This window comes from Pseudomonas sp. MWU12-3103b (genome assembly GCF_023100615.1).
Taxonomy (GTDB): Bacteria; Pseudomonadota; Gammaproteobacteria; order Pseudomonadales; family Pseudomonadaceae; genus Aquipseudomonas; species Aquipseudomonas putida_A.
On the sequence record NZ_JALMEY010000014.1, the window covers coordinates 182,739 to 206,770 of the forward strand.

General features: G+C 60.0%; 21 protein-coding genes. 12 read left to right on the forward strand and 9 right to left on the reverse strand.

Going from position 1 to position 24,032, the window contains the following annotated elements; all coding sequences use genetic code 11:
- Positions 1-5: 5 nt before the first annotated feature.
- From alg8 to yaaA, 3 genes are all read right to left on the reverse strand, one after another.
- Complete coding sequence (gene alg8 / locus M0808_RS21450; RefSeq protein ID WP_171061828.1) at positions 6-1,487, reverse strand: mannuronan synthase; 1,482 nt, start codon at positions 1,485-1,487, stop codon at positions 6-8.
- Between the two features lie 83 nt (positions 1,488-1,570).
- Positions 1,571-2,887, reverse strand: a complete 1,317-nt coding sequence (locus M0808_RS21455; RefSeq protein ID WP_007965217.1) for a UDP-glucose/GDP-mannose dehydrogenase family protein — start codon at positions 2,885-2,887, stop codon at positions 1,571-1,573.
- Between the two features lie 811 nt (positions 2,888-3,698).
- On the reverse strand, positions 3,699-4,478 hold the full coding sequence (gene yaaA / locus M0808_RS21460) for a peroxide stress protein YaaA (protein ID WP_108181747.1): 780 nt from the start codon (positions 4,476-4,478) through the stop codon (positions 3,699-3,701).
- 265 nt (positions 4,479-4,743) lie between these two features.
- Between yaaA and M0808_RS21465 the strand changes: the two genes are divergently transcribed.
- The 6 genes from M0808_RS21465 (at position 4,744) to M0808_RS21490 (ending at position 10,066) form a co-directional block, all read left to right on the forward strand.
- Positions 4,744-5,868, forward strand: a complete 1,125-nt coding sequence (locus M0808_RS21465) for a polysaccharide deacetylase family protein (RefSeq protein WP_247842357.1) — start codon at positions 4,744-4,746, stop codon at positions 5,866-5,868.
- A gap of 337 nt (positions 5,869-6,205) precedes the next feature.
- Complete coding sequence (locus M0808_RS21470; RefSeq protein WP_027610931.1) at positions 6,206-7,600, forward strand: PhoH family protein; 1,395 nt, start codon at positions 6,206-6,208, stop codon at positions 7,598-7,600.
- Positions 7,601-7,837: 237 nt separating this feature from the next.
- Positions 7,838-8,311: a cyclic pyranopterin monophosphate synthase MoaC gene (gene moaC, locus M0808_RS21475; RefSeq protein ID WP_027610932.1), complete on the forward strand. Its 474-nt coding sequence runs from the start codon at positions 7,838-7,840 to the stop codon at positions 8,309-8,311.
- Positions 8,308-8,550 (forward strand): molybdopterin converting factor subunit 1, encoded by a 243-nt coding sequence (gene moaD / locus M0808_RS21480; protein WP_027610933.1) that lies wholly within the window; start codon positions 8,308-8,310, stop codon positions 8,548-8,550. Before moaC ends, moaD begins: the two co-directional genes overlap by 4 nt.
- Before the next feature lie 3 nt (positions 8,551-8,553).
- Positions 8,554-9,006: a molybdopterin synthase catalytic subunit MoaE gene (gene moaE, locus M0808_RS21485; RefSeq protein WP_007965204.1), complete on the forward strand. Its 453-nt coding sequence runs from the start codon at positions 8,554-8,556 to the stop codon at positions 9,004-9,006.
- 283 nt (positions 9,007-9,289) lie between these two features.
- Positions 9,290-10,066 (forward strand): ABC transporter substrate-binding protein, encoded by a 777-nt coding sequence (locus M0808_RS21490; protein ID WP_027610934.1) that lies wholly within the window; start codon positions 9,290-9,292, stop codon positions 10,064-10,066.
- A 100-nt stretch (positions 10,067-10,166) separates the two neighbouring features.
- Here M0808_RS21490 and M0808_RS21495 read toward each other — a convergent pair whose 3' ends face one another.
- The 5 genes from M0808_RS21495 to M0808_RS21515 all read right to left on the reverse strand — a co-directional run bounded on the left by M0808_RS21495 (position 10,167) and on the right by M0808_RS21515 (position 15,472).
- Positions 10,167-10,793, reverse strand: coding sequence for a PAS domain-containing protein (locus tag M0808_RS21495; protein ID WP_098967310.1), 627 nt, complete (start codon positions 10,791-10,793; stop codon positions 10,167-10,169).
- A 92-nt stretch (positions 10,794-10,885) separates the two neighbouring features.
- Positions 10,886-12,013: an FAD-binding oxidoreductase gene (locus M0808_RS21500; protein ID WP_097086319.1), complete on the reverse strand. Its 1,128-nt coding sequence runs from the start codon at positions 12,011-12,013 to the stop codon at positions 10,886-10,888.
- Between the two features lie 151 nt (positions 12,014-12,164).
- Complete coding sequence (locus M0808_RS21505; RefSeq protein WP_247842358.1) at positions 12,165-13,109, reverse strand: ornithine cyclodeaminase family protein; 945 nt, start codon at positions 13,107-13,109, stop codon at positions 12,165-12,167.
- Positions 13,110-13,246: 137 nt separating this feature from the next.
- Complete coding sequence (gene rhlB / locus M0808_RS21510) at positions 13,247-14,719, reverse strand: ATP-dependent RNA helicase RhlB (protein ID WP_027610938.1); 1,473 nt, start codon at positions 14,717-14,719, stop codon at positions 13,247-13,249.
- A gap of 96 nt (positions 14,720-14,815) precedes the next feature.
- A complete protein-coding gene (locus tag M0808_RS21515; protein WP_247842359.1) occupies positions 14,816-15,472 on the reverse strand; it encodes an alpha/beta fold hydrolase in 657 nt (218 codons plus the stop codon).
- Positions 15,473-15,940: 468 nt separating this feature from the next.
- Here M0808_RS21515 and M0808_RS21520 point away from each other — a divergent pair, with 468 nt between their 5' ends.
- The 4 genes from M0808_RS21520 to M0808_RS21535 all read left to right on the forward strand — a co-directional run bounded on the left by M0808_RS21520 (position 15,941) and on the right by M0808_RS21535 (position 20,105).
- The gene (locus M0808_RS21520; protein ID WP_047292688.1) at positions 15,941-16,972 is read left to right on the forward strand and encodes an amino acid ABC transporter substrate-binding protein; all 1,032 of its coding nucleotides are present in this window, start codon (positions 15,941-15,943) and stop codon (positions 16,970-16,972) included.
- Between the two features lie 65 nt (positions 16,973-17,037).
- Positions 17,038-18,219: an amino acid ABC transporter permease gene (locus M0808_RS21525; RefSeq protein ID WP_247842360.1), complete on the forward strand. Its 1,182-nt coding sequence runs from the start codon at positions 17,038-17,040 to the stop codon at positions 18,217-18,219.
- Positions 18,220-18,229: 10 nt separating this feature from the next.
- Entirely contained in the window at positions 18,230-19,327 is a 1,098-nt protein-coding gene (locus M0808_RS21530) for an amino acid ABC transporter permease (RefSeq protein ID WP_247842361.1), read from the forward strand.
- 13 nt (positions 19,328-19,340) lie between these two features.
- Positions 19,341-20,105 (forward strand): amino acid ABC transporter ATP-binding protein, encoded by a 765-nt coding sequence (locus M0808_RS21535; protein ID WP_003221897.1) that lies wholly within the window; start codon positions 19,341-19,343, stop codon positions 20,103-20,105.
- Positions 20,106-20,174: 69 nt separating this feature from the next.
- Here M0808_RS21535 and M0808_RS21540 read toward each other — a convergent pair whose 3' ends face one another.
- Entirely contained in the window at positions 20,175-21,800 is a 1,626-nt protein-coding gene (locus M0808_RS21540; protein ID WP_139053795.1) for a S8 family serine peptidase, read from the reverse strand.
- A gap of 261 nt (positions 21,801-22,061) precedes the next feature.
- Here M0808_RS21540 and M0808_RS21545 point away from each other — a divergent pair, with 261 nt between their 5' ends.
- Positions 22,062-22,721, forward strand: coding sequence for a FadR/GntR family transcriptional regulator (locus M0808_RS21545; RefSeq protein ID WP_097086330.1), 660 nt, complete (start codon positions 22,062-22,064; stop codon positions 22,719-22,721).
- Positions 22,711-23,997, forward strand: a complete 1,287-nt coding sequence (locus M0808_RS21550) for a CynX/NimT family MFS transporter (protein ID WP_247842362.1) — start codon at positions 22,711-22,713, stop codon at positions 23,995-23,997. The genes M0808_RS21545 and M0808_RS21550 overlap by 11 nt, the downstream gene beginning before the upstream one ends.
- The last annotated feature ends 35 nt before the right edge of the window (positions 23,998-24,032 follow it).

The window sequence follows — 24,032 nt, forward strand, 5'->3', positions numbered from 1 at the left end:
GCAGGTCAGACCATCATCAGCAGCACGGCGACGAAAATGCTGCCGGCGGAGAAGGTCATGGTCCGAGACGACCAGGTGTTGAACCAACGTTGAAAGCTGGCGAGATCACGGGTCAGGGAAGTGGGTTGGCGCGTCCAGGATTGCTGGTCGAGGCGGAAGAACACGTAGATCTTCACCAGCGCACCGACGATCTGGTTGTAATACAGAATCACGGGATAGGCCGGGCCGATCCGGTGACCGGAGCACGACAGCAGCAGGGTCAGAATCAGGCGGGTGATGCCGATCCACAGCAGGTAGGCGAGGATGAACGCGCCGCCGTACTTGAAGCTGGCGATGATCGCCACGGTCAGGCCCAGCAACGACGTCCACATCGATACGCGCTGATCGAACAGCACCACCGAGGTGAAGGCGCCGAGGCGTTTCACACCCAGGCCCAGCGCTCGCGAGTTCTGGCGCAGGTTGTTGCCGTACCAGCGGAACATCAGTTTGCGGCTGGCCTTGATGAAGCTCTTTTCCGGCGGATGCTCAACGGTGTTGATCGCGGCGTCCGGCACGTAAAAGGTGTCGTAACCCAGGCGCATCAGGCTGAACCAGCTCGACTTGTCGTCGCCGGTGAGAAACTTGAAACGGCCCAGGCGCCAGTGTTGCAGGGAGTCGCTTTCGACGTCGGCGATGAATTCCGGATCGGTCACCACGGTGGCACGAAACACCGACATGCGCCCGGTCATGGTCAGCACGCGCTTGGACAGGGCCATCGAGCACATGTTGATGTGGCGCTGGGCGAAACGCAGCTTGTGCCATTCGCTCATGATGTAGCCGCCGCGCACTTCGCAGAACTCGTTGGTGGTCAGGCCGCCGACGTTGCCGAACAGCTGGAACCACGGCACGGTCTTGCGTACGGTGCCTTCGCCAAGCACGGTGTCGCCGTCGATCACGGCCACCACGGCGCGGTCGTCCGGCAGGTGGCGAGAGATCGCGCGGAAACCGTAGGCCAGGCCATCGCGCTTGCCGGTGCCGGGAATGCGCACGAAGTCGAGCTTCACGCGGTCTGGCGGATTCATTCGCGCCCACAGCGCTTTCACCAGCAGCTCATCGGACATTTCGACGATCGAGCAGACCACGGTGGTCGGCAGTTCGCAGTCGATGGCTTCGCGGATCACCGAGCTGTAGACCTGCGCGGTGGTCAGCGCGTCGATGCGGAAACTGGTGACCATCAGAAACACATGCGACGGGTCCGCCGCCTTACCCAGCTTGCGCACTTTGCGGCGCAGGTGCGGGTAAACGATGTAGAGAAAAATCATGCCGCGCACAAAGTGCGTTGCACCCATCGAGTAGCGCCAGATACCCACGGCGCCAATCAGGAAAATAAAGTCCTTCGACTCGGAGTCGAACGTGGACGTGGGCAGCATCAAGGCCAGGCCCAACAACAGGCTTAGAAACAAAAGCCAGCCGGCGGATTGCAGAAAGAAATGTTTGAGCTTGGTCATCGACGTCATCCGAGGTAAGAGAGGCTTCGAGCTGCAAGCGAAACGCTTTGCTTGCAGCTCGAGGCTTGTCGCTTGGCGCTGCTTTACCAGCAGATACCTTCAGTGCGAGTACCCGGGTTGGTGGCCTTGGCCATGAAGCCGACCAGGTCGATGACCTGTTTGCCTTGCGGTGCTTCCTGGGCCAGCGAGCGGAATTTCTCGTCGCGGTTGCCGAGGATGATCACGTCGGAGTTGTCGATCACCGAATCGAAGTCCGAGTTGAGCAGGGACGATACGTGCGGGATCTTCGACTCGATGTAGTCCTTGTTCGCGCCGTGAACACGGGCGTACTCGACGTTGCTGTCGTAGATGCTCAGGTCGTAGCCCTTGCCGATCAGCATTTCGGCCAGTTCCACCAGCGGACTTTCGCGCAGGTCATCGGTACCGGCCTTGAAGCTCAGACCGAGCAGGGCGACTTTGCGTTTGTCGTGGCTTTCAACGATGTCGAAGGCGTTCTGCACTTGCGATTCGTTACTGCGCATCAGCGAGTTGAGCAACGGTGCTTCGACGTCAAGCGAACCTGCACGGTAGGTCAGGGCGCGCACGTCTTTGGGCAGGCACGAACCGCCGAAGGCGAAGCCCGGGCGCATGTAGTACTGGGACAGGTTGAGGGTCTTGTCCTGGCAGACCACGTCCATCACTTCACGACCATCGACGCCGACCGCTTTGGCGATGTTGCCGATCTCGTTGGCGAAGGTCACTTTGGTCGCGTGCCAGACGTTGCAGGTGTACTTGATCATCTCGGCGACCGCGATGTCCTTGCGGATGATCGGCGCGTCGAGTTCTTCGTACAGCGATTGCAGAACGTCGCCCGAGGCCTTGTCGAACTCGCCGATGACGGTCATCGGTGGCAGGTCGTAGTCCTTGATCGCGGTGGATTCACGCAGGAATTCCGGGTTGACCGCGACGCCGAAATCGACACCGGCCTTCTTGCCCGAGCAGTCTTCGAGGATCGGGATCACCACGTTGGCGACGGTGCCCGGCAGCACGGTGCTGCGTACCACGATGGTGTGGCGGGTGGTTTTTTCACGCAGTACGAAACCGATCTCGCGGCACACCGCCTCGATGTAGTTCAGTTCCAGGTCGCCGTTCTTCTTGCTCGGCGTACCGACGCAGATCATCGACAGGTCGGTGTCACGAATCGCCTCGGCGAAGTTGGTCGTACCGCGCAGACGACCGGTCTCGATACCCTGAGCCAGAAGTTCGCCCAGACCCGGTTCCACAATCGGCGACTTGCCGGCGTTGATCATGTCGATCTTGTCTTTGGCAACATCGACGCCAACCACGTCATGGCCCCGTGCAGACAGGCAACCGGCACACACTGCGCCAACGTAACCCAAACCAAATATGCTGATGCGCATCGCAATTACCTCTGTGTTTTATCAAGCCATTAGATGGCCGGAGTTAATGGTGTTCAGCGGTCATAGTGCACTCGAAAGTGCGGCATACAGGCGCCACAATGCCGTGTGCAGGCATACTAAGTTCCGAGTGTCTAAATAAGTGCACTCAAGATGTGCGCAACTAGGCCTTAGTTGTTATGACTTGCCCTGTTATGCAGCGGATCTTCTTGCTGGAAGACGCTTGTGCATGTGTTCAGTCCACCTGATGTCGGACGAAAGGCCCGTAGATCAAGCGGTTGGGTGCTCAGGCGAGCACAATTACAGGGGCGCAGCCTTGGCCTTGTAGAGGATGTTTATGGTGCGTATCACCTATCCATCGTTAGTTGATCAGATGAGTGAACCATCTAGGCAAGTTGCTGTGACAACTTGGTTACATGGTTCTCCGCTCTGCGTAAGTTATCTCGTACAAACTCGGCGAGAATCGTTACCGGTGGTATGAGCTATGCATTTGGACATAGTTCCTACCCGCTCATCGCGAAATCTGAAATTTTTTGAAATATTGCCAAAGATGGCACTGGTCTCAATTTGATAGCACTTTCGATTTGGGCCTTTGTTAATCGGTGCGTAATCGAGCTAGATAGTTTTGTGCCACTACCGTAAAAAAATTTACGTGCCACTACTGAAAAAAAGTGCGGCTGTCGAGTGAAACTAAAATTAGAATTGGGCAGGACGATTTTATGGCGCCAATAAAACGGCGAAATGTTGCGAGGGATTTTTGACGTCGTGCGAGCTGCACGACTCTTTATAGAACGAGTCGTGCAATGGGCATGCTTTATTCCGGGGCGTGGTCGCGCAGAAACACCAGATTGTCCGGTTTCGATTGCTCGGCGCTGTAGCGATAACCCTGCACATCGAACTGCTTGAGCAGGGCAGGATCGTTGATTTTTTCCTGAATCACGAAACGGCTCATCAGGCCGCGGGCCTTCTTCGCGTAGAAGCTGATGATCTTGTACTGGCCGTTCTTCAGGTCCTTGAAATCGGTGTTGATGATCCGGGCGTTCAGGGCGCTGCGTTTGACCGCCGAAAAGTACTCGTTGGAGGCCAGGTTCAGCAGCACATCGTCGCCCTGATCGGCCAGCGCTTCGTTGAGCCATTCGCTGATGCGCGTGCCCCAGAACGCGTACAGGTCCTTGCCACGGGCGTTGGCCAGTTTGGTGCCCATTTCCAGACGATACGGCTGCATCAGGTCCAGCGGACGCAGCAGGCCATAGAGACCGGAGAGCATGCGCAAGTGCTTTTGCGCATAGTCGAACTGAGCTTCGCTGAACGATTGCGCGTCGAGGCCGGTGTACACGTCACCCTTGAACGCGAGCAGCGCCTGCTTGGCGTTTTCCGGGGTGAAGGCGGGCGTCCAGCTGCCGAAACGCGCGGCATTCAGGCCGCCGATCTTGTCGGACACGTGCATCAGTTCGCTGATCTGTGCCGGGCTCAGTTCGCGCAGCTGCTGGATCAGCTCCTGAGAGTGATCGAGGTATTGCGGCTGGGTAAAGCGCTGGGTCGCCGGCGGTGTTTCGTAATCGAGGGTCTTGGCGGGGGAAATCACCATCAGCATGAAGTCGTCTCCTTTTATCGTGGGGGCGATTCTAGGGGGTTGGCCGAGTGGACTCCAGCTATCAAGCCCATAGGTGATCGACGGCTCGCCACATTTCCATGTGGGAGGGGGCTTGCTCCCGAAGAGGCCGTGTCAGTCGCCATATTTGCTGAATGACACACCGCATTCGGGAGCAAGCCCCCTCCCACAGGGAATCGGAGTGGCTGAGGGGAATCGCGCGGGATCAGCTATAGTGCCGCGCGGGTTTGGTTATGGAGACACCCCTTTGCGCATTGTTCTTTTATTCACCGCGTGGCTGTTGAGCTTCGGGGCCATGGCGGCGCCGGGCGATGTGGCGACGCTGGATCGCAGCACCTGGCCGGAGCAACTGAGCAGCCCGACGCTGTTCGACGTCGCCTCGCGCGCGGAAATCCTCATGTTCGCCCGGGGCCTGCTCGGCACCGAGGCGCTGGACGAGGCCGCGCTGGCCCAGCGCCTTGGGCCGCGCACGGTCAACGTCGACGCGATCAGCCGCCTGCGCCAGCGGCTCTGGGAACGTCTGTTGGCCAACTACAACTTCGCCCAGCAGAGCTGCGATCAGGATGCCTCGTTCTGCTTCCTCGTCGAAGACCTGCCGACCCTGCGCGAGCAGGCCGCCAAGTTCGTGGTCAGCGACGACAGCTATTACACCAAGTGGGCCGAGCCGAGCCGGTTGTTTCATCTGCAGTATCTGGACGAGCTGATGCGCAAGGCCGCGCTGTCACCGCAAACCAGCAGCGAAGTCGATCAATTCGGCGACTACGAGCGCAATGGCGACGAGATGCACGATCGACTGTTTCTGCTGAGCTTCGACAGCGCCGCCAATCTGCAGCCGGACAACACCGACTGGATTGCCGACTACCTGCGCAAATCCAATCTCAGCGGCACGTTCTTCCTGTTGGGCAAGGATGTGCAGGCGCGGCTCGCTGATCGCTCGGTGAGCAACCTGCAATCGGAGTTCTCGAAACAGTGTGTGGGCGTGCAGGGTTGGGAATTCCGTTCCCACAGCTATTGGCAGGACTGGCAGGACTCGGTGCGCCGCAGCGCCGATCTGGTGAAGAACAAGTTGCCGGAGAACTATGTGCCACTGTTCCGTCCACCGGAAGGTCAGCGCCGCAGTGATGCCGGCAGCTTCTTCCGCAATCAGGGCCTGCAAGTGGCGCTGTGGGACATCGATGCCCAGGACGGTGCAGGCAAGCTCAAGGGCGCGCCGAGTGCGCAGCGGGTGCTGACCCTGATGCTGCTGTGGCGTCACGGGGTGATCAATTTCAACATGAAACAGGATGCGGTGAAGACCGCGTTGCCGTGGCTGATCACGCAAACTGCACAAAGCGGCATCGGCTTTGAGGACTGTCAGGACGGGTTTCGCTGACAAACGGAAAAAGCCCGGAAACATTGGGCTTGGGGCGACTTTTCTAGAGAATTCGATGCAGGCGGACTTCCGACTTTAGCGGGGTCTGGACGGTCCGCCAAGGGCTTTTCGTCACTCTGCAAAATAAACTTAAAAAAACCGTCAAAGTGCTTTTTTATGTCATGGGTTTTGGAGTATTACGAAGACAGACCGCCGAAACCTGCAACACAGGTGGCGTCTTCCAAGACTCCTTTTGTGTGCAGTTCATCCAGGCCCTCGTGGATGAATTCGGCAGTCACTTCGAGGCGCAGCACCGCCCAGGTATTGCGTCGAATGGCTCCCACAAAGGTGACCGAGTATGGATGATCACGGACGTAGCCCTTCTTCCAACCAGCCAATCCTTTATGTACTCGATACCAACGTATTGATTCACGATCCAAATGCCCTGCTGAATTTCGAAGAACACCACGTCGCGATCCCGATGACCGTGCTCGAAGAGCTGGACAAGCTCAAGAGCGGCCATCACAGCGTTGCTGCCGAATGCCGCCAGGCGATCCGCCTGATCGACAAGACCCTGGGCGATGCCTCCCCCGAGGACGTTGAACTGGGTGTGCCGATCCAGCGCGGCAAGGGCGGGCCAAAGGGCTTGCTGTCAATTCTGATGAGCAAACAGGCCGAGTCGAACCTGATTCTGCCCGAGCATCTGAACGACAACAAAATCATCAACCAACTGATCGACCTGCACACCCGTGATCCGAAGAAGGCCGTGGTGCTGGTCACCAAAGACATCAACATGCGCCTCAAGGCGCGCGCCTGCGGGATCGATGCCGAGGACTACAGCACCGACCAGTTGGTCGACGACGTGTCCCTGCTGCCCAACGGCTACCACAACATGACCGGCTCCTTCTGGGACCGCGTGAGCAAGGTCGAAACCCGTCAGGATCACGGCCGCACCTGGCATCAGGTGCAGTTGATCGACAACCTGCCGGCGGTGCACATCAACGAGTTCATCATTGACGAACAAGGCTTTGTCGGCTGGATCAAGGAAATCCAGGAAGACAAGCTGCTGATCCTCGACTTGCATCAGGAACCGCTGTTGCATCAGGAAGCCTGGGGTCTCAAACCGCGCGACATCTACCAGAGCCTGGCGCTGTATGCCTTGCTGGATCCTGACATTCATCTGGTCAACCTGTCGGGTGCCGCCGGTTCCGGTAAAACCATTCTGGCACTGGCCGCGGCGATCGAGCAGACCATGGTCAGCAAACGCTATCGCCGCATTATCGCGACCCGCAGCGTGCAGGGCCTGGACCAGGAAATCGGCTTCCTGCCGGGTACTGAAGCGGAAAAAATGGAACCTTGGCTGGGCGCCATCACCGACAACCTCGAAGCCTTGCACATGGATGACGAAAACACCCATGGCAGCGTCGATTACATCCTCAGCAAAGTGCCGTTGCAGTTCAAATCGCTCAACTACATTCGTGGTCGCAGCTTCCAGCAGAGCCTGATCCTGATCGACGAATGCCAGAACCTCACGCCGCACCAGATGAAAACTATCATCACCCGGGCCGGTGCCGGTTCCAAAGTGGTGTGCCTGGGCAACCTGGCACAGATCGACACCCCTTACCTGTCCGCGACCAGTTCCGGGCTGACCTACCTGACCGAACGCTTCAAGGATTTCCCCAACGGGGTGCACATCACCCTGCAAGGGGTGCCACGCTCGATTCTGGCCGAATACGCCGAATCGCATTTGTAACCCTCCATCAGAAAACGGGCGGCCTGACAGCCGCCCGTTTTTTATGGATGAACACATCACCCAATGTGGGAGCGGGCTTGCTCGCGAAAGCGGTGTGTCAGCCACCAAATGTGTGCCTGATACACCGCTTTCGCGAGCAAGCCCGCTCCCACAGGGGATAGTGGTGAATTCATAATCAGTGATGCGGAAATTTGACCCACAGGTTTACAATCCCTGCTCCTGATCAGGAGTAATCCCGTGCTGACTCATCTCGATTCCCAAGGTCGCGCCAACATGGTCGACGTCACCGAAAAAGCCGTGACGTTCCGTGAGGCGACGGCCCAAGCGCTGGTGCGCATGCTCCCCGAAACCCTGCAGATGATCGTCAGCGGCGGCCATCCCAAGGGCGACGTGTTTGCCGTGGCGCGCATTGCCGGCATTCAGGCGGCGAAGAAAACCAGTGATCTGATCCCGCTGTGCCATCCGCTGATGCTGACCGGGGTCAAGGTCGAACTCAGCGCTGAAGGTGACGACAGCGTGCGTATCGTCGCCCGCTGCAAGCTGTCGGGGCAGACCGGCGTCGAGATGGAAGCACTGACCGCTGCCAGCGTCGCCGCACTGACCATCTATGACATGTGCAAAGCGGTGGATCGCGGCATGATCATCGAAAGCGTGCGTCTGCTGGAGAAGGTCGGCGGCAAGAGCGGGCATTTTCAGGCGGAGCAGCCATGAAGCTGACGGTTAAATTCTTTGCCCGTTATCGTGAAGCGCTGGGCGTGGACTCGGTCGAGGTCGAAGGCGATTTCGCCACAGTCGACGCTGTGCGTGCACTGCTCGCGCAACGCGAGGGCGCCGAAGTGCTGAGCGAACAGAACCTGATGTGCGCACGCAACGAAGACCTGTGCCAGCTCGACGAGCCGGTGAGCGATGGCGACGAAGTGGCGTTTTTCCCCACCGTGACCGGAGGCTGAGGCATGGCGATTCGGGTGCAGTCCACGGCGTTCGATCCCGGCGCTGAAGTCAACGCGATGCACGCGGCGAATGTCGGTGTCGGCGCGGTGGTGAGTTTTGTCGGCTACGTGCGCGACTTCAATGACGGGCTGGATGTGGCCGGGATGTTCCTCGAACATTATCCGGGCATGACCGAAAAAGCCCTTGGCAAGATCGCCGTCGAGGCCGAGCAGCGCTGGCCGTTGCTGAAGCTGGAAGTGCTGCACCGCATCGGCGCGCTGGAGCCGGGCGAACCGATCGTGTTTGTCGGCGCGGCCAGCGCCCATCGCCAGGCGGCGTTCGACGCCTGCGCCTTTGTCATGGACTACCTGAAAACCCGCGCGCCGTTCTGGAAAAAAGAGAACACCAGTGACGGCCCGCGCTGGGTCGAGGGGCGTGACAGTGATCATGCCGCTGCGGATCGCTGGAAGAAGTAATTTCTTTAGCGCCCCTCAGTACGCCTTCGCGAGCAAGCTCGCTCCCACATTGGATCTGTGTCGTTCCCAAATCCAATGTGGGAGCGAGCTTGCTCGCGAAGGGGCCATCTGTAACACCAAAAACCTCGCAGACACACTCTCTTCCCTAATTGACGGCTTGTACCTATAAGTCCAATATGGATTTCAAAGTACAAAAAGCTTCAATCTTGCCGCTCGTAGCTCCCTGCTCCCAGCTGCTCTTCTTCGTCTTGCCAAACCAACAACAACCCGCGAGAGAACGAACATGAAGAAACTCCCCCTGATCACCGGTCTGGCCCTGAGCCTGTTGGCGTGCACCAGCTCGTTTGCCGCCGAGAAGACCCTGCGCATCGGCATCGAGGCCGCTTATCCACCGTTCGCTTCGAAAACCGACAAGGGTGAAATCGTCGGTTTCGACTACGACATCGGCAACGCCCTGTGCGCGCAGATGAAGGTCAAATGCGTGTGGGTCGAGGGTGAGTTCGATGGTCTGATTCCTTCGTTGAAAGTGAAGAAAATCGACATGGCGTTGTCGTCGATGACCATCAACGAAGACCGCAAGAAGTCGGTGGATTTCACCCACAAGTACTACTTCACGTCGTCACGGCTGGTGATGAAGGAAGGCGCCACGGTCGATGACCAATACGCCAGCCTCAAGGGCAAGACCGTCGGCGTGCAGCGCGCCACCACCACCGATCGTTATGCCACCGAGGTGTTCGAACCGAAGGGCATCAACGTCAAGCGCTACGGCAATAACGAAGAAATCTACATGGACCTGGCGGCCGGGCGGCTCGATGCGATTTTCGCCGACACCATCCCGCTGAACGATTTCCTGTCGATGCCACGCGGCAAGGGCTATGCGTTTGTCGGGCCGGAGCTGAAGGATCCGAAGTACGTGGGCGAGGGCGCGGGGATCGCGGTGCGCAAGGGCAATACCGAGCTGGTCAGTGAGTTGAACACGGCCATCGACGGGATTCGGGCGAGTGGCGAGTATCAGAAGATTTCCCAGAAGTATTTCAAGTCCGACATCTACGGCGACTGATAGTCCGCTATCGCGAGCAGGCTCACTCCTACAGGGGAACGCATTCCAACTGTAGGAGTGAGCCTGCTCGCGATGGGGCCAGAACTGCCAATGCAGATCTTCAGCCCTTCAATTCCTTCAAATGCTTGTACACCGTCGCCCGCCCCATGTTCAGCACATTGGCCACATAGTTCGAGGCGCTCTTGCCCTTGAACGCGCCTTCGGCGTGCAGGGCCAATACCAGTTCGCGCTTGTGATCGCGGGTCAGCAGATTCAGGCTCAGCTGGCGCTCGCGCAGCCAGGCGTGGAGGAAGGTGTTGATGCGTTCCTGCCAGTCATCGCGAAACAGTGAATCCGGCTGCGGGATCAGTTTGCTCGGCGACAGGAACAGATCCAGCGCAGCCTTGGCATTCTCGAACAGCGAAATATTCAGGTTGATGCACAGCACCGCCAGCGGCCGCTCATCGTGGTCGCGCAGCACGGTGCTCAGGCTGCGGATTTTCTGGCCGTCCCAATTGAGCTTTTCGTACGGGCCGATGTTGCGCTCGCTGACCTCCTCGCTGAGCATGTCTTCAAGCGATGAATCGTCGCCGATCTCGCGCTTGGACAGGTTGTTGGCGATGTAGTCGACCTTCTGTGTGCGCAGGTCGTGCAGCACCACTTCGGCGTGGGGAAAGAACAGCGTGGCGATGGCGTCGGCGATGGCACGGAAGTTATCCAGGGCCGGATCGAATTCGGGGGCGGTCATGATTGTGGAGCTCCAGGCGGCGTCAGCGCCCCCGTGCACGGGGGCGCTGCGAGTGTGCCGCAATCCGTTGGGCGCGTCATCCGCAGGGGCCATCAGCGCAGGCGCGAGGGGGAGAGCATGGCGCTGCTCAGGCCGAACTGCTGCAACGACTCAGGCAACGGCTGACCACGCACCAATGCCGCGCTGGCCTGGCCCATGGCCGGTGAAGTCTGAATACCGTAACCACCCTGGGCCGCGACCCAGAACAGCCCCGGCACCTGCGGATCGAAACCGCTGAGCAGATCACCGTCGGCGACGAAGCTGCGCAGTCCGGCCCAGGTGCGGGTCGGGCGGCGAATGGTCAGGGTCGTAGCCTCTTCGATCTGATAGATGCCCATGGCGATGTCCAGCTCTTCCGGTTGCACGTCATGCGGTTCGACCGGGTCGGCGTTGGCCGGCGAGCCGAGGAACATCCCGGCGTCGGGCTTCATGTAGAACGATTCGTCGAGGCTGACCAGCATCGGCCAGTGATGAATGTCCACGCCCTCGGGGCCGGCGAAAATGAACGCCGCACGGCGTTTCGGTTGCAGGCCCAGCGCCTGGGCGCCAGCCAGCGCGCCGATCTGGTCAGCCCAGGCGCCGGCGGCGTTGATGATGACCGGCGCGCTGAAGGTCTGACCGTTGGTTTGCACCTGCCAGAGGCCAGCGGCGTCTCGCGTCAGGCCCAGCACTTCGCAATCGGTGTGAACCTCGCCGTTGTTGCGGCGGATACCGCGCAGGTAGCCCTGATGCAGGGCGTCGGTGTCGATGTCACTGGCGGTCGGATCGTAGATCGCGCCGTGGACTTTTTCCCGACGCAAAATCGGCAGACGGGCGCAGGCTTCGTCGGCGCTGAGCAGCTGCATTTCTGGCACTGTGGCTTTGGCGCTGAGGTACTGGTTGTTCAGCTCGGCGGCGTCACCGCTGAAGTCCACGGTCATTTCGCCGCGCGGTGTCAGCAATGGGTGCTCACAGAAACCGCTCGGCGGATGGTCGAAAAACTCACGGCTGGCCAGTGTCAGCGCCCGCACCTGCGGCGTACCGTAGGCGGCGGTGTACAGCGCGGCAGAACGCCCGGTGGAGTGATAGGCCGGGTGCGATTCACGTTCGAGCACGATCACTTTGGCGTGGGGCGACAGCCAGAAACCGGTGGAAGCGCCGGCAATCCCGCCGCCGATGATGATGAAATCTGCCTGGCTCATGAAAGGTCTCCAGTTGCTCGCAATATTGGAAAATTCGCTGATCCCCTGTGGGAGCGGGCTTGCTCGCGAAGGCGGTATGTCATTCGGCAAATGCGTTGCCTGATACGGCCTCTTCGCGAGCAAGCCCGCTCCCACAATGGGATTTGTGGTGTTAGTGGGTTAAGAGATAAACCGCATTCGCCAGCGCAATGTCTTCCAGGCCCAGGCCAATTGAACGGAAAAATACGTGACGGTCGTAACCGGGGCGCGGCACTTTCTCGCTGAGCAGGTCGGCGAGGTCACCGACAATCGCAGACTTGTCCCAGCCATGCTGCTCGGTCGCGATCAACATCTCACCGGCCGAGCCCGGCGTGGTCAGCCGATAGTCACAGAACACTTGCATGTCGCTCAGGCTCTGCGGCGGCACCTCATGGGCGCGTGGCGCGTTGGTGCTGATCGAGGTGATCAGCGCCGGTTTGCTCAAGCTGGCCGGGTCGATCACTGGGCCGGCGGACGAGGTGCAGAGCATGATCACGTCCGCGTCTATGTGGGCGACATCGCGGCTGTCGGCAATCTTCACCCCCGGGTAGATCTCTTTCAGCAGCGCCCGGGTTTCAGCGTCTTCAGACAGGCTCGGCGAATACACGCTGATGTTCTGCCAGTCGCGCAGACCTTTCACGTAATGCAAATGAGCCTGGGCAACCTTGCCGCTGCCGATGATCGCCAGTCGTTGGGCATTCAGCGGGGCGAGGGCATCGACTGCAACGGCGGTGGTCGCTGCAGTGCGCGCGGTGGTCAGTTCACCGGCATCGCAAAGCAGCAGCGGTTGGCCGGTTTTCATCGACATTAATAGGGTCCACGCTGTCACCAGTGGCCCTTGCTCGCGGACGATGTACGGCGAGGTCTTGACCCCGTACACGCCGTCCTCGGCCAGCACCCCCAGATAATTGATGAAGTCGCCGGCGCCCTGCGGAAACTCCACCAACTGCTGCGCCGGTTGCACGGCGTGGCCGGCGGCGAGGTCGCGGAACAGTTTGCGCAGGATCTGCGGCACGTCGATGCGCGCCAGCAGCTCGCGGGCCTGGGTGTGGTCGATCACGTAGGGTGTACTGGACATGTCAGGCTCCGCGGTCTGGATATAAACTAATTTGTCCATTATGGACTTTTAGTTGTCTATCGCAAGCGCCTGTTGAAAACGCCGGGCAAAAAAAAGCGCAGTCCGTTGCCGGCTGCGCTTTTTGCGTTACAGATCGCTTACTGCGGCTGCGGACGCTTGCGTTCAACAGCGCGCAACAGGTGCGTCGGCGGTGTTTCGCAGCTGATCTTGCGACCGAGTTTCTCTTCGATCGACGGCAACTGGTAGGAGTCGTCCTCGCCGGCGAAGCTGATCGACACGCCGTCGGCGCCCGCGCGACCGGTACGGCCGATGCGGTGTACGTAGTCGTCCGGCACTTCCGGCAGGGTGAAGTTGATCACGTGGCTGATGCCGTCGATGTGGATGCCGCGACCGGCGACATCGGTGGCCACCAGCACGCGGATCTTGCCTTCGCGGAAGCCTTCGAGGGTCTTGATGCGCTTGTGCTGCGGCACGTCGCCGGACAGTTGCGCGGCGTTGATGCCGTCGCGCACCAGGCGCTCTTCGATGCGGCGCACTTCGTCCTTGCGGTTGGCGAAGACGATCACGCGCTCCCAGCCGTTATCGTTGACCAGGTTGTAGAGCAGTTTGTATTTGTCAGCCGCGGCCACCGCATAGATGTGCTGCTCGACGTTTTCGTTGGCCACGTTGGTGACTTCGATTTCGACGATTGCCGGATCGGTGGTCCATTGCTTGGCCAGGTTCATCACGTCTTCGGTGAAGGTCGCGGAGAACAGCAGGGTCTGACGCTCGGACTTCGGCGGGGTCTGGCGAATGATCTGCCGCACTTGCGGGATGAAGCCCATGTCGAGCATGCGGTCGGCTTCGTCCAGCACCATCACTTCGACCATGTCCAAATGCACGTCGCCGCGCTGGTTGAAGTCGAGCAGACGGCCCGGGGTGGCGACGAGGATGTCGCAGTGGCGCGCTTCGAGGTGCTTGAGCTGCTTGTCGAAGTCCATGCCGCCAACGAACGTCATCACGTTGAGGCCGGTGTACTTGGTCAGGTCGGCAGCATCCTTGGCGATCTGCACCACCAGCTCGCGGGTCGGCGCGATGATCAGCGCACGAGGTTCACCCATGTAGCGTTCTTTCGGCGGCGGCGTCTGCAGCAACTGAGTGATGATCGAGATCAGGAACGCGGCGGTCTTGCCGGTACCGGTCTGCGCGCGGCCGATGGCGTCTTTGCCGGCGAGGGTGAAACCCAGCACCTGCGCCTGGATCGGCGTGCAGTACGGGAAGCCCAGGTCCTGGATGGCGTGCATCAGTTCCGGAGCGAGCTTGAAATCGTGAAAGCGGGTTTTGCCTTCCTGGGGTTCGACGACGAAATCTTCGAGTTTCCAGGGAATGACCGGTGCCTTGGGCTTCGGTTCGCGGCGCGGCCGGGGTGGTTTCGGCGCTTCGGCGCGGACCGGTTCGGTAGCGACGGCAGGTTGCGGCTCAGGCTGGGGTGTCGCTACCGGAGCCGGACGTTCAGCCTTGGGCGCATCGCTGCGAGGGCCGGGGGCGTGCGACGGCGCACTGGGGACTGGCGCGAGCTGCTCAGCCTCGCTTTTACCGAACATTTTCTTGAGTGCTTTGAGCACGGTCATCTCATCAATTGGTTAAGGAATGTACGCCGGCCAGTGTAATGCAAGAAACGGGCGCGGCGTAGTGGGATGATCAAAGGGGCGATGCAGCTGAAACGATCAACGCAGGCGTTCAGCCAGCCAGACGCCGATGTCGCGAATTTCTTCGGGTAACACTTCGTGCTCCATTGGGTATTCCTGCCATGTCACGGTGACACCATGCTTCACCAAATGCTCATAGGCACTGCGCCCCATCGAGTTCTGCACCACGCTGTCGAACTGGCCGTGCAGGCACAGCGCAGGAATACGCTGCTGACTGGCTGAAAGCTCCATCTCGTCAGTGAAGGTCGGGGCATAGGTGGAGAGGGCAAGTACGCCACCCAACGGGCCTTGCCACTTTATATAAGCGGTGTGCAGAACGACGGCGCCCCCCTGGGAAAAGCCGGCGAGAAAAATCCGCGAAGCGTCTATTCCGCCGGCGCGCTCCTTTTCGATCAATTCAATGATGCGATCCGCCGACGCTTCCAGCTGCTCACGATCAATCGACCGCGCCGGGCTCATGGCCTTTATGTCGTACCAGCTCGGCATCGCGTAACCGCCGTTGATGGTGACGGGCAGGGTCGGCGCTTGCGGCAATACAAAGCGGGTAGTCAGCAGGCTTTCCTGCAGCGCTTCAGCCACTGGCAAGAAGTCATAGCGGTCCGCGCCGAGGCCGTGCAGCCAGATAACGCAGGCGTCTGCGGGCTTTACGGGTTCAAGAATCAGGGGCTCGGTCATGGCTGCTCCAAAAATGTGCGGGCGCTCTCAATAAGTGCGTGATTGAGGTGCGCGTCCGGTCGATCCGTTAAGAAGATGTCGCAAGGCTACAAGTTTTGCTATTGACCTGTCGCGCAATCGCTTCAGCAAGCGGTGTGGTACGGGCTTTGCTATGGAGGATTCTGTACGAAGCGTCCTACGCCTTGCGGTAACACTATCAGTGTACGTCTTGCGACGGGATTGCAAAGAATCCGGTGATGGATGTTCGCCAATGGCCGCTACGGGCAAAGCGAACGTGAAAGGGCTACAGCCCGTTCGGCCGATTGGTGAGAAGTGAGTTGTCCATGATGTGGATTTTCTCCTACTAGACTCATAGCGAAGGTCTTACGTCGGTTGACCCCAAAAAAAGCCAACACGGGTCAACAACGCCTCAAAAGGGTGCGACTGGACTCAAGCTCCGACACAACAAGAGCAAAACTGGAGGTTTGAATGAAGATGTTGAAATCCACTCTGGCGGTCGTGACTGCAGCAGCAGTACTCGGCGTCAGCGGGTTCGCTCAGGCGGGTGCAACCCTGGATGCCGTGCAGAAGAAAGGTTTCGTGCAGTGTGGCGTGAGCGACGGTCTGCCGGGTTTCTCGGTGCCGGACGCTTCGGGCAAGATCCTCGGGATCGACGCTGACGTCTGCCGCGCTGTGGCCGCTGCCGTATTCGGCGACGCCAACAAGGTCAAGTTCAGCCAGTTGAACGCCAAGGAGCGCTTCACCGCGCTGCAGTCCGGCGAAATCGACCTGCTCTCGCGCAACACCACCATGACCAGCTCGCGTGACGCCGGCATGGGCCTGAAATTCCCGGGCTTCATCACTTACTACGACGGCGTGGGCTTCCTGGCCAACAACAAGCTGGGCGTGAAAAGTGCCAAGGAACTGGACGGTGCAACCATCTGTATCCAGGCCGGTACCACCACCGAACTTAACGTCTCCGATTACTTCCGCGCCAACGGCCTGAAGTACACCCCGATCACTTTCGACACCTCCGATGAAAGCGCCAAGTCGCTGGAATCCGGTCGTTGCGACGTGCTGACCTCCGACAAGTCGCAGCTGTACGCACAGCGCAGCAAACTGGCTTCGCCAAAAGACTACGTGGTGCTGCCGGAAACCATCTCCAAAGAACCGCTGGGCCCGGTCGTGCGTAACGGCGACGACGAGTGGCTGGCGATCGTTCGCTGGGTTGGCTACGCGCTGCTGAACGCTGAAGAAGCCGGCGTGACGTCGAAAAACGTATTGGAAGAAGCCAAATCCACCAAGAACCCGGACGTCGCTCGTCTGCTGGGTGCTGACGGTGAATACGGCAAGGACCTGAAACTGCCGAAGGACTGGGTTGTGAAAATCGTTTCGCAGGTCGGTAACTACGGTGAAATCTTCGAGAAAAACCTCGGCAAGAGCACTCCGCTGGAAATCGACCGTGGCCTGAACGCGCTGTGGACCAACGGCGGCATTCAGTACGCACCACCAGTGCGCTAATGGTTCTATCACCCGGCGGGCCAACCGCCGGGTGATGTTCTGTTCCATTTCTTCCGGGGCACTTCATGCAAAATTCAATCGGCGCACCAAAGCAGAGGTTCAGCCTCAGCGATCCGCGAGTGCGTGCGTGGCTGTTTCAGATCATCACCGTCGTGGCGGTGATCGCCATGGGCTGGTATCTGTTCGATAACACCCAGACCAACCTTCAGCACCGGGGCATCACTTCCGGTTTCAGCTTTCTGGAGCGCAGTGCCGGGTTCGGCATCGCTCAGCACCTGATCTCCTACACCGAAGCGGACAGTTACGCTCGGGTGTTCGTGATCGGCTTGCTCAACACCCTGTTGGTGACCTTCATCGGCGTGATCCTGGCGACCCTGCTGGGCTTCATCATCGGTGTGGCGCGACTGTCGCCGAACTGGATCATCAGCAAACTGGCGACCGTGTACGTGGAAGTGTTCCGCAACATTCCGCCGCTGCTGCAGATCCTGTTCTGGTACTTCGCGGTATTCCTGACCATGCCGGGACCGCGCAACAGCCACAACTTCGGCGACACCTTCTTCGTCAGCAGCCGTGGCCTGAACATGCCGGCCGCGCAAATGGCTGACGGCTTCTGGGCGTTCTTCATCAGCGTGGTGCTGGCCATTGTCGCCATCGTGCTGATGTGCCGCTGGGCCAACAAGCGTTTCGAAGACACCGGCGTCCCGTTCCACAAATTCTGGACCGGCCTGGCGATCCTGCTGGTGATCCCGACCTTGTGCGGGCTGATCTTCGGTGCCCCCCTGCACTGGGAAATGCCGCAACTCAAGGGTTTCAACTTCGTCGGCGGCTGGGTGCTGATCCCGGAACTGCTTGCGTTGACCCTGGCGCTGACCGTGTACACCGCCGCGTTCATCGCGGAAATCGTCCGTTCGGGGATCAAGTCGGTCAGCCATGGCCAGACCGAAGCGGCGCGTTCGCTCGGCCTGCGCAACGGCCCGACCCTGCGCAAGGTGATCATTCCGCAAGCCTTGCGAGTGATCATTCCGCCGCTGACCAGCCAATACCTGAACCTGGCGAAGAACTCGTCGCTGGCCGCCGGTATCGGTTATCCGGAAATGGTTTCGCTGTTCGCCGGCACCGTGCTCAACCAGACCGGTCAGGCCATCGAAGTCATTGCCATCACCATGAGCGTGTACCTGGCGATCAGTATCAGCATTTCCCTGCTGATGAACTGGTACAACAAGCGCATTGCGCTGATTGAGCGGTGAGGAAACGCGCATGACAACCCATACTTTCAAACCCGACATGCCACCGCCGGCCAAGGTCTTCGGCCCGATGGCATGGATACGCGCGAACATGTTTTCCAGCTGGCTCAACACCCTGCTGACCCTGTTTGCGTTTTACCTGATCTACCTGGTGGTACCACCGATCCTCAGTTGGGCGATTCTCGATGCCAACTGGGTCGGCACCACCCGCGCCGACTGCACCAAGGACGGCGCCTGCTGGGTGTTCATTCAGCAGCGTTTCGGCCAGTTCATGTACGGCTACTACCCGGCGGAACTGCGCTGGCGCGTCGACCTGACCGTGTGGCTGGCGGTGATCGGCGTGGCACCACTGTTTATCAAACGCGTGGCGCACAAAGCCGTGTACGGCCTGGGCTTCCTGGTGATCTACCCGATCGTCGCGTGGTGCCTGCTGCATGGCGGCGTGTTCGGCCTCGACGCCGTGGCGACCAGCCAGTGGGGCGGCCTGATGCTGACGCTGGTCATTGCCACCGTGGGTATCGCCGGCGCCTTGCCGCTGGGGATCATTCTGGCGCTGGGCCGGCGCTCGAACATGCCGGCGATTCGTGTGGTCTGCGTGACCTTCATCGAGTTCTGGCGCGGCGTGCCGTTGATCACGGTGCTGTTCATGTCCTCGGTGATGCTGCCGCTGTTCCTGCCCGAAGGCATGAACTTCGACAAGCTGCTGCGGGCGCTGATCGGGGTGATCCTGTTCCAGTCGGCCTACGTTGCCGAAGTGGTGCGCGGCGGTCTGCAAGCGATCCCCAAAGGTCAGTACGAAGCGGCAGCGGCGATGGGCCTCGGTTACTGGCGAGCCATGGGCCTGGTGATTCTGCCGCAAGCCTTGAAGCTGGTAATCCCCGGCATCGTCAACACGTTTATTGCGCTGTTCAAGGACACCAGCCTGGTGATCATCATCGGCCTGTTCGACCTGCTCAACAGCGTCAAGCAAGCCGCTGCCGACCCGAAATGGTTGGGCATGGCCACCGAAGGCTACGTGTTCGCCGCCCTGGTGTTCTGGATTTTCTGTTTTGGTATGTCGCGCTATTCCATGCATCTGGAACGCAAGCTCGACACTGGCCACAAGCGTTAGGAGTTCTCTGTAAATGAGCGAAGCAATCAAAAAGCCTGTGGGCCCTGAAGGCATTATCCAGATGCAGGGCGTGAACAAGTGGTACGGCCAGTTCCACGTGCTGAAAGACATCAACCTCAACGTCAAGCAGGGCGAGCGTATCGTCTTGTGCGGCCCGTCGGGTTCCGGCAAGTCGACCACCATCCGCTGCCTCAACCGTCTGGAAGAGCACCAGCAGGGCCGCATCGTTGTCGACGGCGTGGAGCTGACCAACGACCTCAAGCAGATCGAAGCGATCCGCCGCGAAGTCGGCATGGTGTTCCAGCACTTCAACCTGTTCCCGCACCTGACCATCCTGCAGAACTGCACGCTGGCGCCGATGTGGGTGCGCAAGATGCCCAAGCGCAAGGCCGAGGAAATCGCCATGCATTATCTGGAGCGCGTACGCATTCCGGAGCAGGCGCACAAGTTTCCGGGGCAACTGTCCGGCGGTCAGCAACAGCGTGTGGCGATTGCCCGTGCGCTGTGCATGAAACCGAAAATCATGCTGTTCGACGAACCGACCTCGGCCCTCGACCCGGAGATGGTCAAAGAGGTGCTGGACACCATGATCGGCCTCGCCGAAGACGGCATGACCATGCTCTGCGTGACCCACGAAATGGGCTTCGCCCGCACCGTGGCCAACCGTGTGATCTTCATGGACAAGGGCGAAATCGTCGAACAGGCGGCGCCGAACGACTTCTTCGACAACCCGCAAAATGACCGTACCAAGCTGTTCCTGAGCCAGATCCTGCATTGATTGCCTGAGAAGCTCGCCTGACAAAAAGCCCTGCCGGTATGCCGACAGGGCTTTTTTCATGGGGGCGAATCAGCCCGCATTTGTTTTGCGTTCAAGTGCCAGGTGCACGGCACGCAGCGCGTTGAGTCGGCCGTGCCCGTAGTAATGACTGTGGCCGTTTTCGTCGTACTGGCCGCGCGGCCCGTCATCGGGGTGGCCGATCTTGTCGCAGCAATCGGCAAGTATCTGGCGTACCGCAGAGCGATCAAGCTCGGGATTGACGCCGAGCACCAGCGCAGCGATGCCCGCGGCGCCGGGGCAGGCGCTGGAGGTACCGCTGAAGGTGTCGGTGTAGGCCGGCAATGTGGCGGCGGCAAACTTTGCGCTCAAATCAGTGGTACGGATACCCCGGGTCTGCGGGATCGAAGTCGCAGGCTTGAACTTCGGATCGGGGTGTTTCTGATCTCCGCTGGGAAAGCAGCACCAGAGTGACTTGCCATAGTCACTGTAGGCACTGCGCCGGTTCTGATCGTTGCAGGCACCTACCGCAATGACATGGGGGTGGCTGGAATAGCCATCGTTATCGGCGCACTCGTTACCGTTTCCCGCGCCAAAAAAGATCACACAGCCTTTGCCATTGCGGCCCTTGGTGGCGGCGTATTCGATTGCCAGCCGTGTGCTGGCGGCCAGGGGAAACACTTGCGTGTGACGCGGGTCCGCCGGGTCGGCCCAATGCCCTTCAGCCGGCCCCCAGCTGCAGGAAATGACGTCGGCTCCCTGATCGGCAGCCCAGAAAAAGGCGTCGGCCTCCGCGCGGGCTCCCAAGGGTTTGGTGAGTTTCAATGGCATCAGGCTGGCTTTGGGGGCGACACCGCTGGCGCCGTCCTCACCATTGGCGCAAGCCACCCCGGCAGCGGCCGTACCGTGGCGTTCCAGGGCGTTCAGTGGGCGCGGGCCGCCTTTGGCGTTACGTCGGTCAAAGTTCTTTGCACCGACCACTTTGCCTTCTCCGGAAAATTCGGGATGGTCAATATCAAACGCGTCATCGATGACTGCGATGACGATGCCTTCGCCCTGCGCGAGCTCATGCGCGGCCTCGACGTTGGCGCTGGCATCGATTTCAACCTGATAGGTCACGGTGGTTTTCTTCAGGTGCCACTGATTGGCATGGATCGCTCGGCGTTGACCCTGGCGCAGCAGCTCCGGGTGGCAGTACTCGATCTCGTCGCGTTCCAGCCATTCACTCGTGAGGGTGCAGATATCGATGCCATGGGTGGCGGGGTGATGCACAAAAAAGGCATTTTTTGCATACGGCACCTGTTGCTTGATCATCAGGCCCAGCGCTTGAAGTATGACCATGCACTCAGTGGCTTTCAGTGAGTCGATGAACTTCAAAAAGATATTTTCGGTATAGAGCACCGGCTCCTGAGTGATGGGATCCACCAGCACGCTGCCCGCGAAGCGCACGTCGGGCAATTCGCGTAGCAGCGCCTTGCGTTGCGATGCGTCCGAGTGTCCAGGCAGTTTGAAAATCTGCACATCAGCGTCCTCGACATGCAGCAACAGCTCGCAACCTTCCAGCGCTGCGTGAGCAGATTCGCAGCAAAGCGTTTGGGCCAACTGCGTTCCCGCGTGGCTGCGGACTGCCAGCAATTGGCGATTTTTCTGCAGAACAAAAGGGCGGTCGTGCTGCTTGCCGAAATTGACTTCTACCATGAGCGTGCTTATTCCTTTGGATAATGACGGGGCAAAATGCCCGTGGATCAATGTCCAAAGTCTGCAGTCCAGCGTCCGCAAGTGATGTCGGCAGTATTCCTGCGAAATGTGGGAAATCACTTCGCCTGTCAGCGGTTTTTACAACTCGACATGTAGGATTGGTGTCCCGGTTGTTCCTTCCTGCGTGGGGTTGTGTGGAGCACCGCAGCTGACTAAGATGTCAGAAAATTCATCCTATGATTGGATGAAAGGGCGAATTTCATGACAGACATCTCACCTTTGATCAAGCGATCCCTGGTCGATCAGGCTCTGGATCAGTTGCGCCAGCGCATAACCGATGGCGTGTGGCAGGTCGGCGAACGGCTGCCGACTGAGCCTGAGTTGTGCGCCGAACTGGGCATCAGCCGCAACACGGTGCGCGAAGCCATGCGCGTGCTGGCGTTTTCCGGGTTGATCGAAATCCGGCAGGGCGACGGCAGTTATCTGCGCGCAGTGGTCGATCCGATGGACACGCTCAAAGCGTTGTCCCGCTGCTCGCTGGAGCAGGCGCGCGAGACCCGGCACATTCTCGAAGTCGAGGCGATTGGCCTGGCCGCGCTGCGTCGCACCGATGAAGACCTGCTCGCGCTGCGCGAAGCGCTCGGCACCAGCGGCAGCCACTACCACGGCGATCTCGACACTTACATTGCCTGCGATCTGGTGTTCCACCGCCGTCTGGTGGACGCCGCGCACAACCCCACCCTCAGCGAGTTGTATCGCTATTTCTCCAGCATCGTCGGCGCGCAATTGCGCCAGACGCTGAACATCGTCCCGCGCCGTCAGGAAGTGTTCGACCTGCACATCGAGTTGCTCGATGCCGTCGAACAACGCGACCCGGAACGGGCCAAAGCCATATCGAGGCAGTTGATCAATGAACCTTGAAAGCGAGAAAAACTTTTCAACCCCCAAGCGCACGGCGGAGCTCGAAGAGCTGCTGATCGACGCCGAGGCTGACGACGAACAAGTGCAGCAAAGCCATCCGCTGGTGCGCCGGCCGTGGCTGTTGCTGCTGGGGCTGATTCTGGTGGCGCTGAACCTGCGCCCGGCGCTGTCGAGCATGGCGCCGCTGCTCAGCGAAGTGTCGAAAAGCCTTGGCCTGTCTGCGGCTCAGGCCGGTCTGCTGACCACGTTGCCGGTGTTGTGCCTGGGCTTGTTTGCGCCGCTGGCGCCGATTCTGGCGCGGCGTTTCGGCGCTGAGCGGGTGGTGCTGGGGATTCTGCTGACCCTGGCCGCCGGGATTATTGTGCGCAGCAACTTCGGTGAGATCGGGCTGTTTGCAGGTAGCGTGCTTGGCGGTGCGAGCATCGGCATTATCGGCGTGCTGCTGCCGGGCATCGTCAAACGCGACTTCGCCAAACACGCCGGAACCATGACCGGCGTGTACACCATGGCCCTGTGCCTGGGCGCGGCAATGGCGGCGGGTTCGACCGTGCCGTTGAGCGAACACTTCGACCACAGCTGGGCACTGGGCCTGGGCTTCTGGGTGATCCCGGCGCTGGTGGCGGCGCTGTTCTGGCTGCCGCAGGTCGGGCAGAAACACGGCGCGCACAACGTCGCCTATCGGGTGAAAGGTCTGCTGCGCGATCCACTGGCGTGGCAAGTGACTTTGTACATGGGCCTGCAATCGTCGCTGGCGTACATCGTGTTCGGCTGGTTGCCGTCGATTCTGATCGGTCGTGGGCTGACCCCGACTCAGGCCGGTCTGGTGCTGTCCGGTTCGGTGATCATCCAGCTCGCCAGCTCCCTGGCGGCGCCGTGGCTGGCGACCCGGGGCAAGGATCAGCGCCTGGCGATCGTGGTGGTGATGGCGCTGACCCTCGGTGGTCTGTTTGGTTGCCTGTATGCGCCGATTGAAGGGTTGTGGGGCTGGGCGATTCTGCTGGGGCTTGGGCAGGGCGGTACGTTCAGCCTGGCGTTGACCCTGATCGTGCTGCGCTCGCGGGACTCGCATGTGGCAGCGAACCTGTCGAGCATGTCCCAGGGCTTCGGCTACACCCTGGCGTCGATGGGGCCGTTCGCGGTTGGCGTGGTGCATGACTGGACCGGCGGCTGGAGTGCCGTGGGCTGGATCTTCGGCATCATTGGCACCGGTGCGATCATTGCCGGCCTCGGTGCCGGCCGTGCGCTGTACGTGCAAGTGCAAAGCGAGAAGATCTGACACATAACCCTTTTTTGGGGCCAGTGATATCCCAT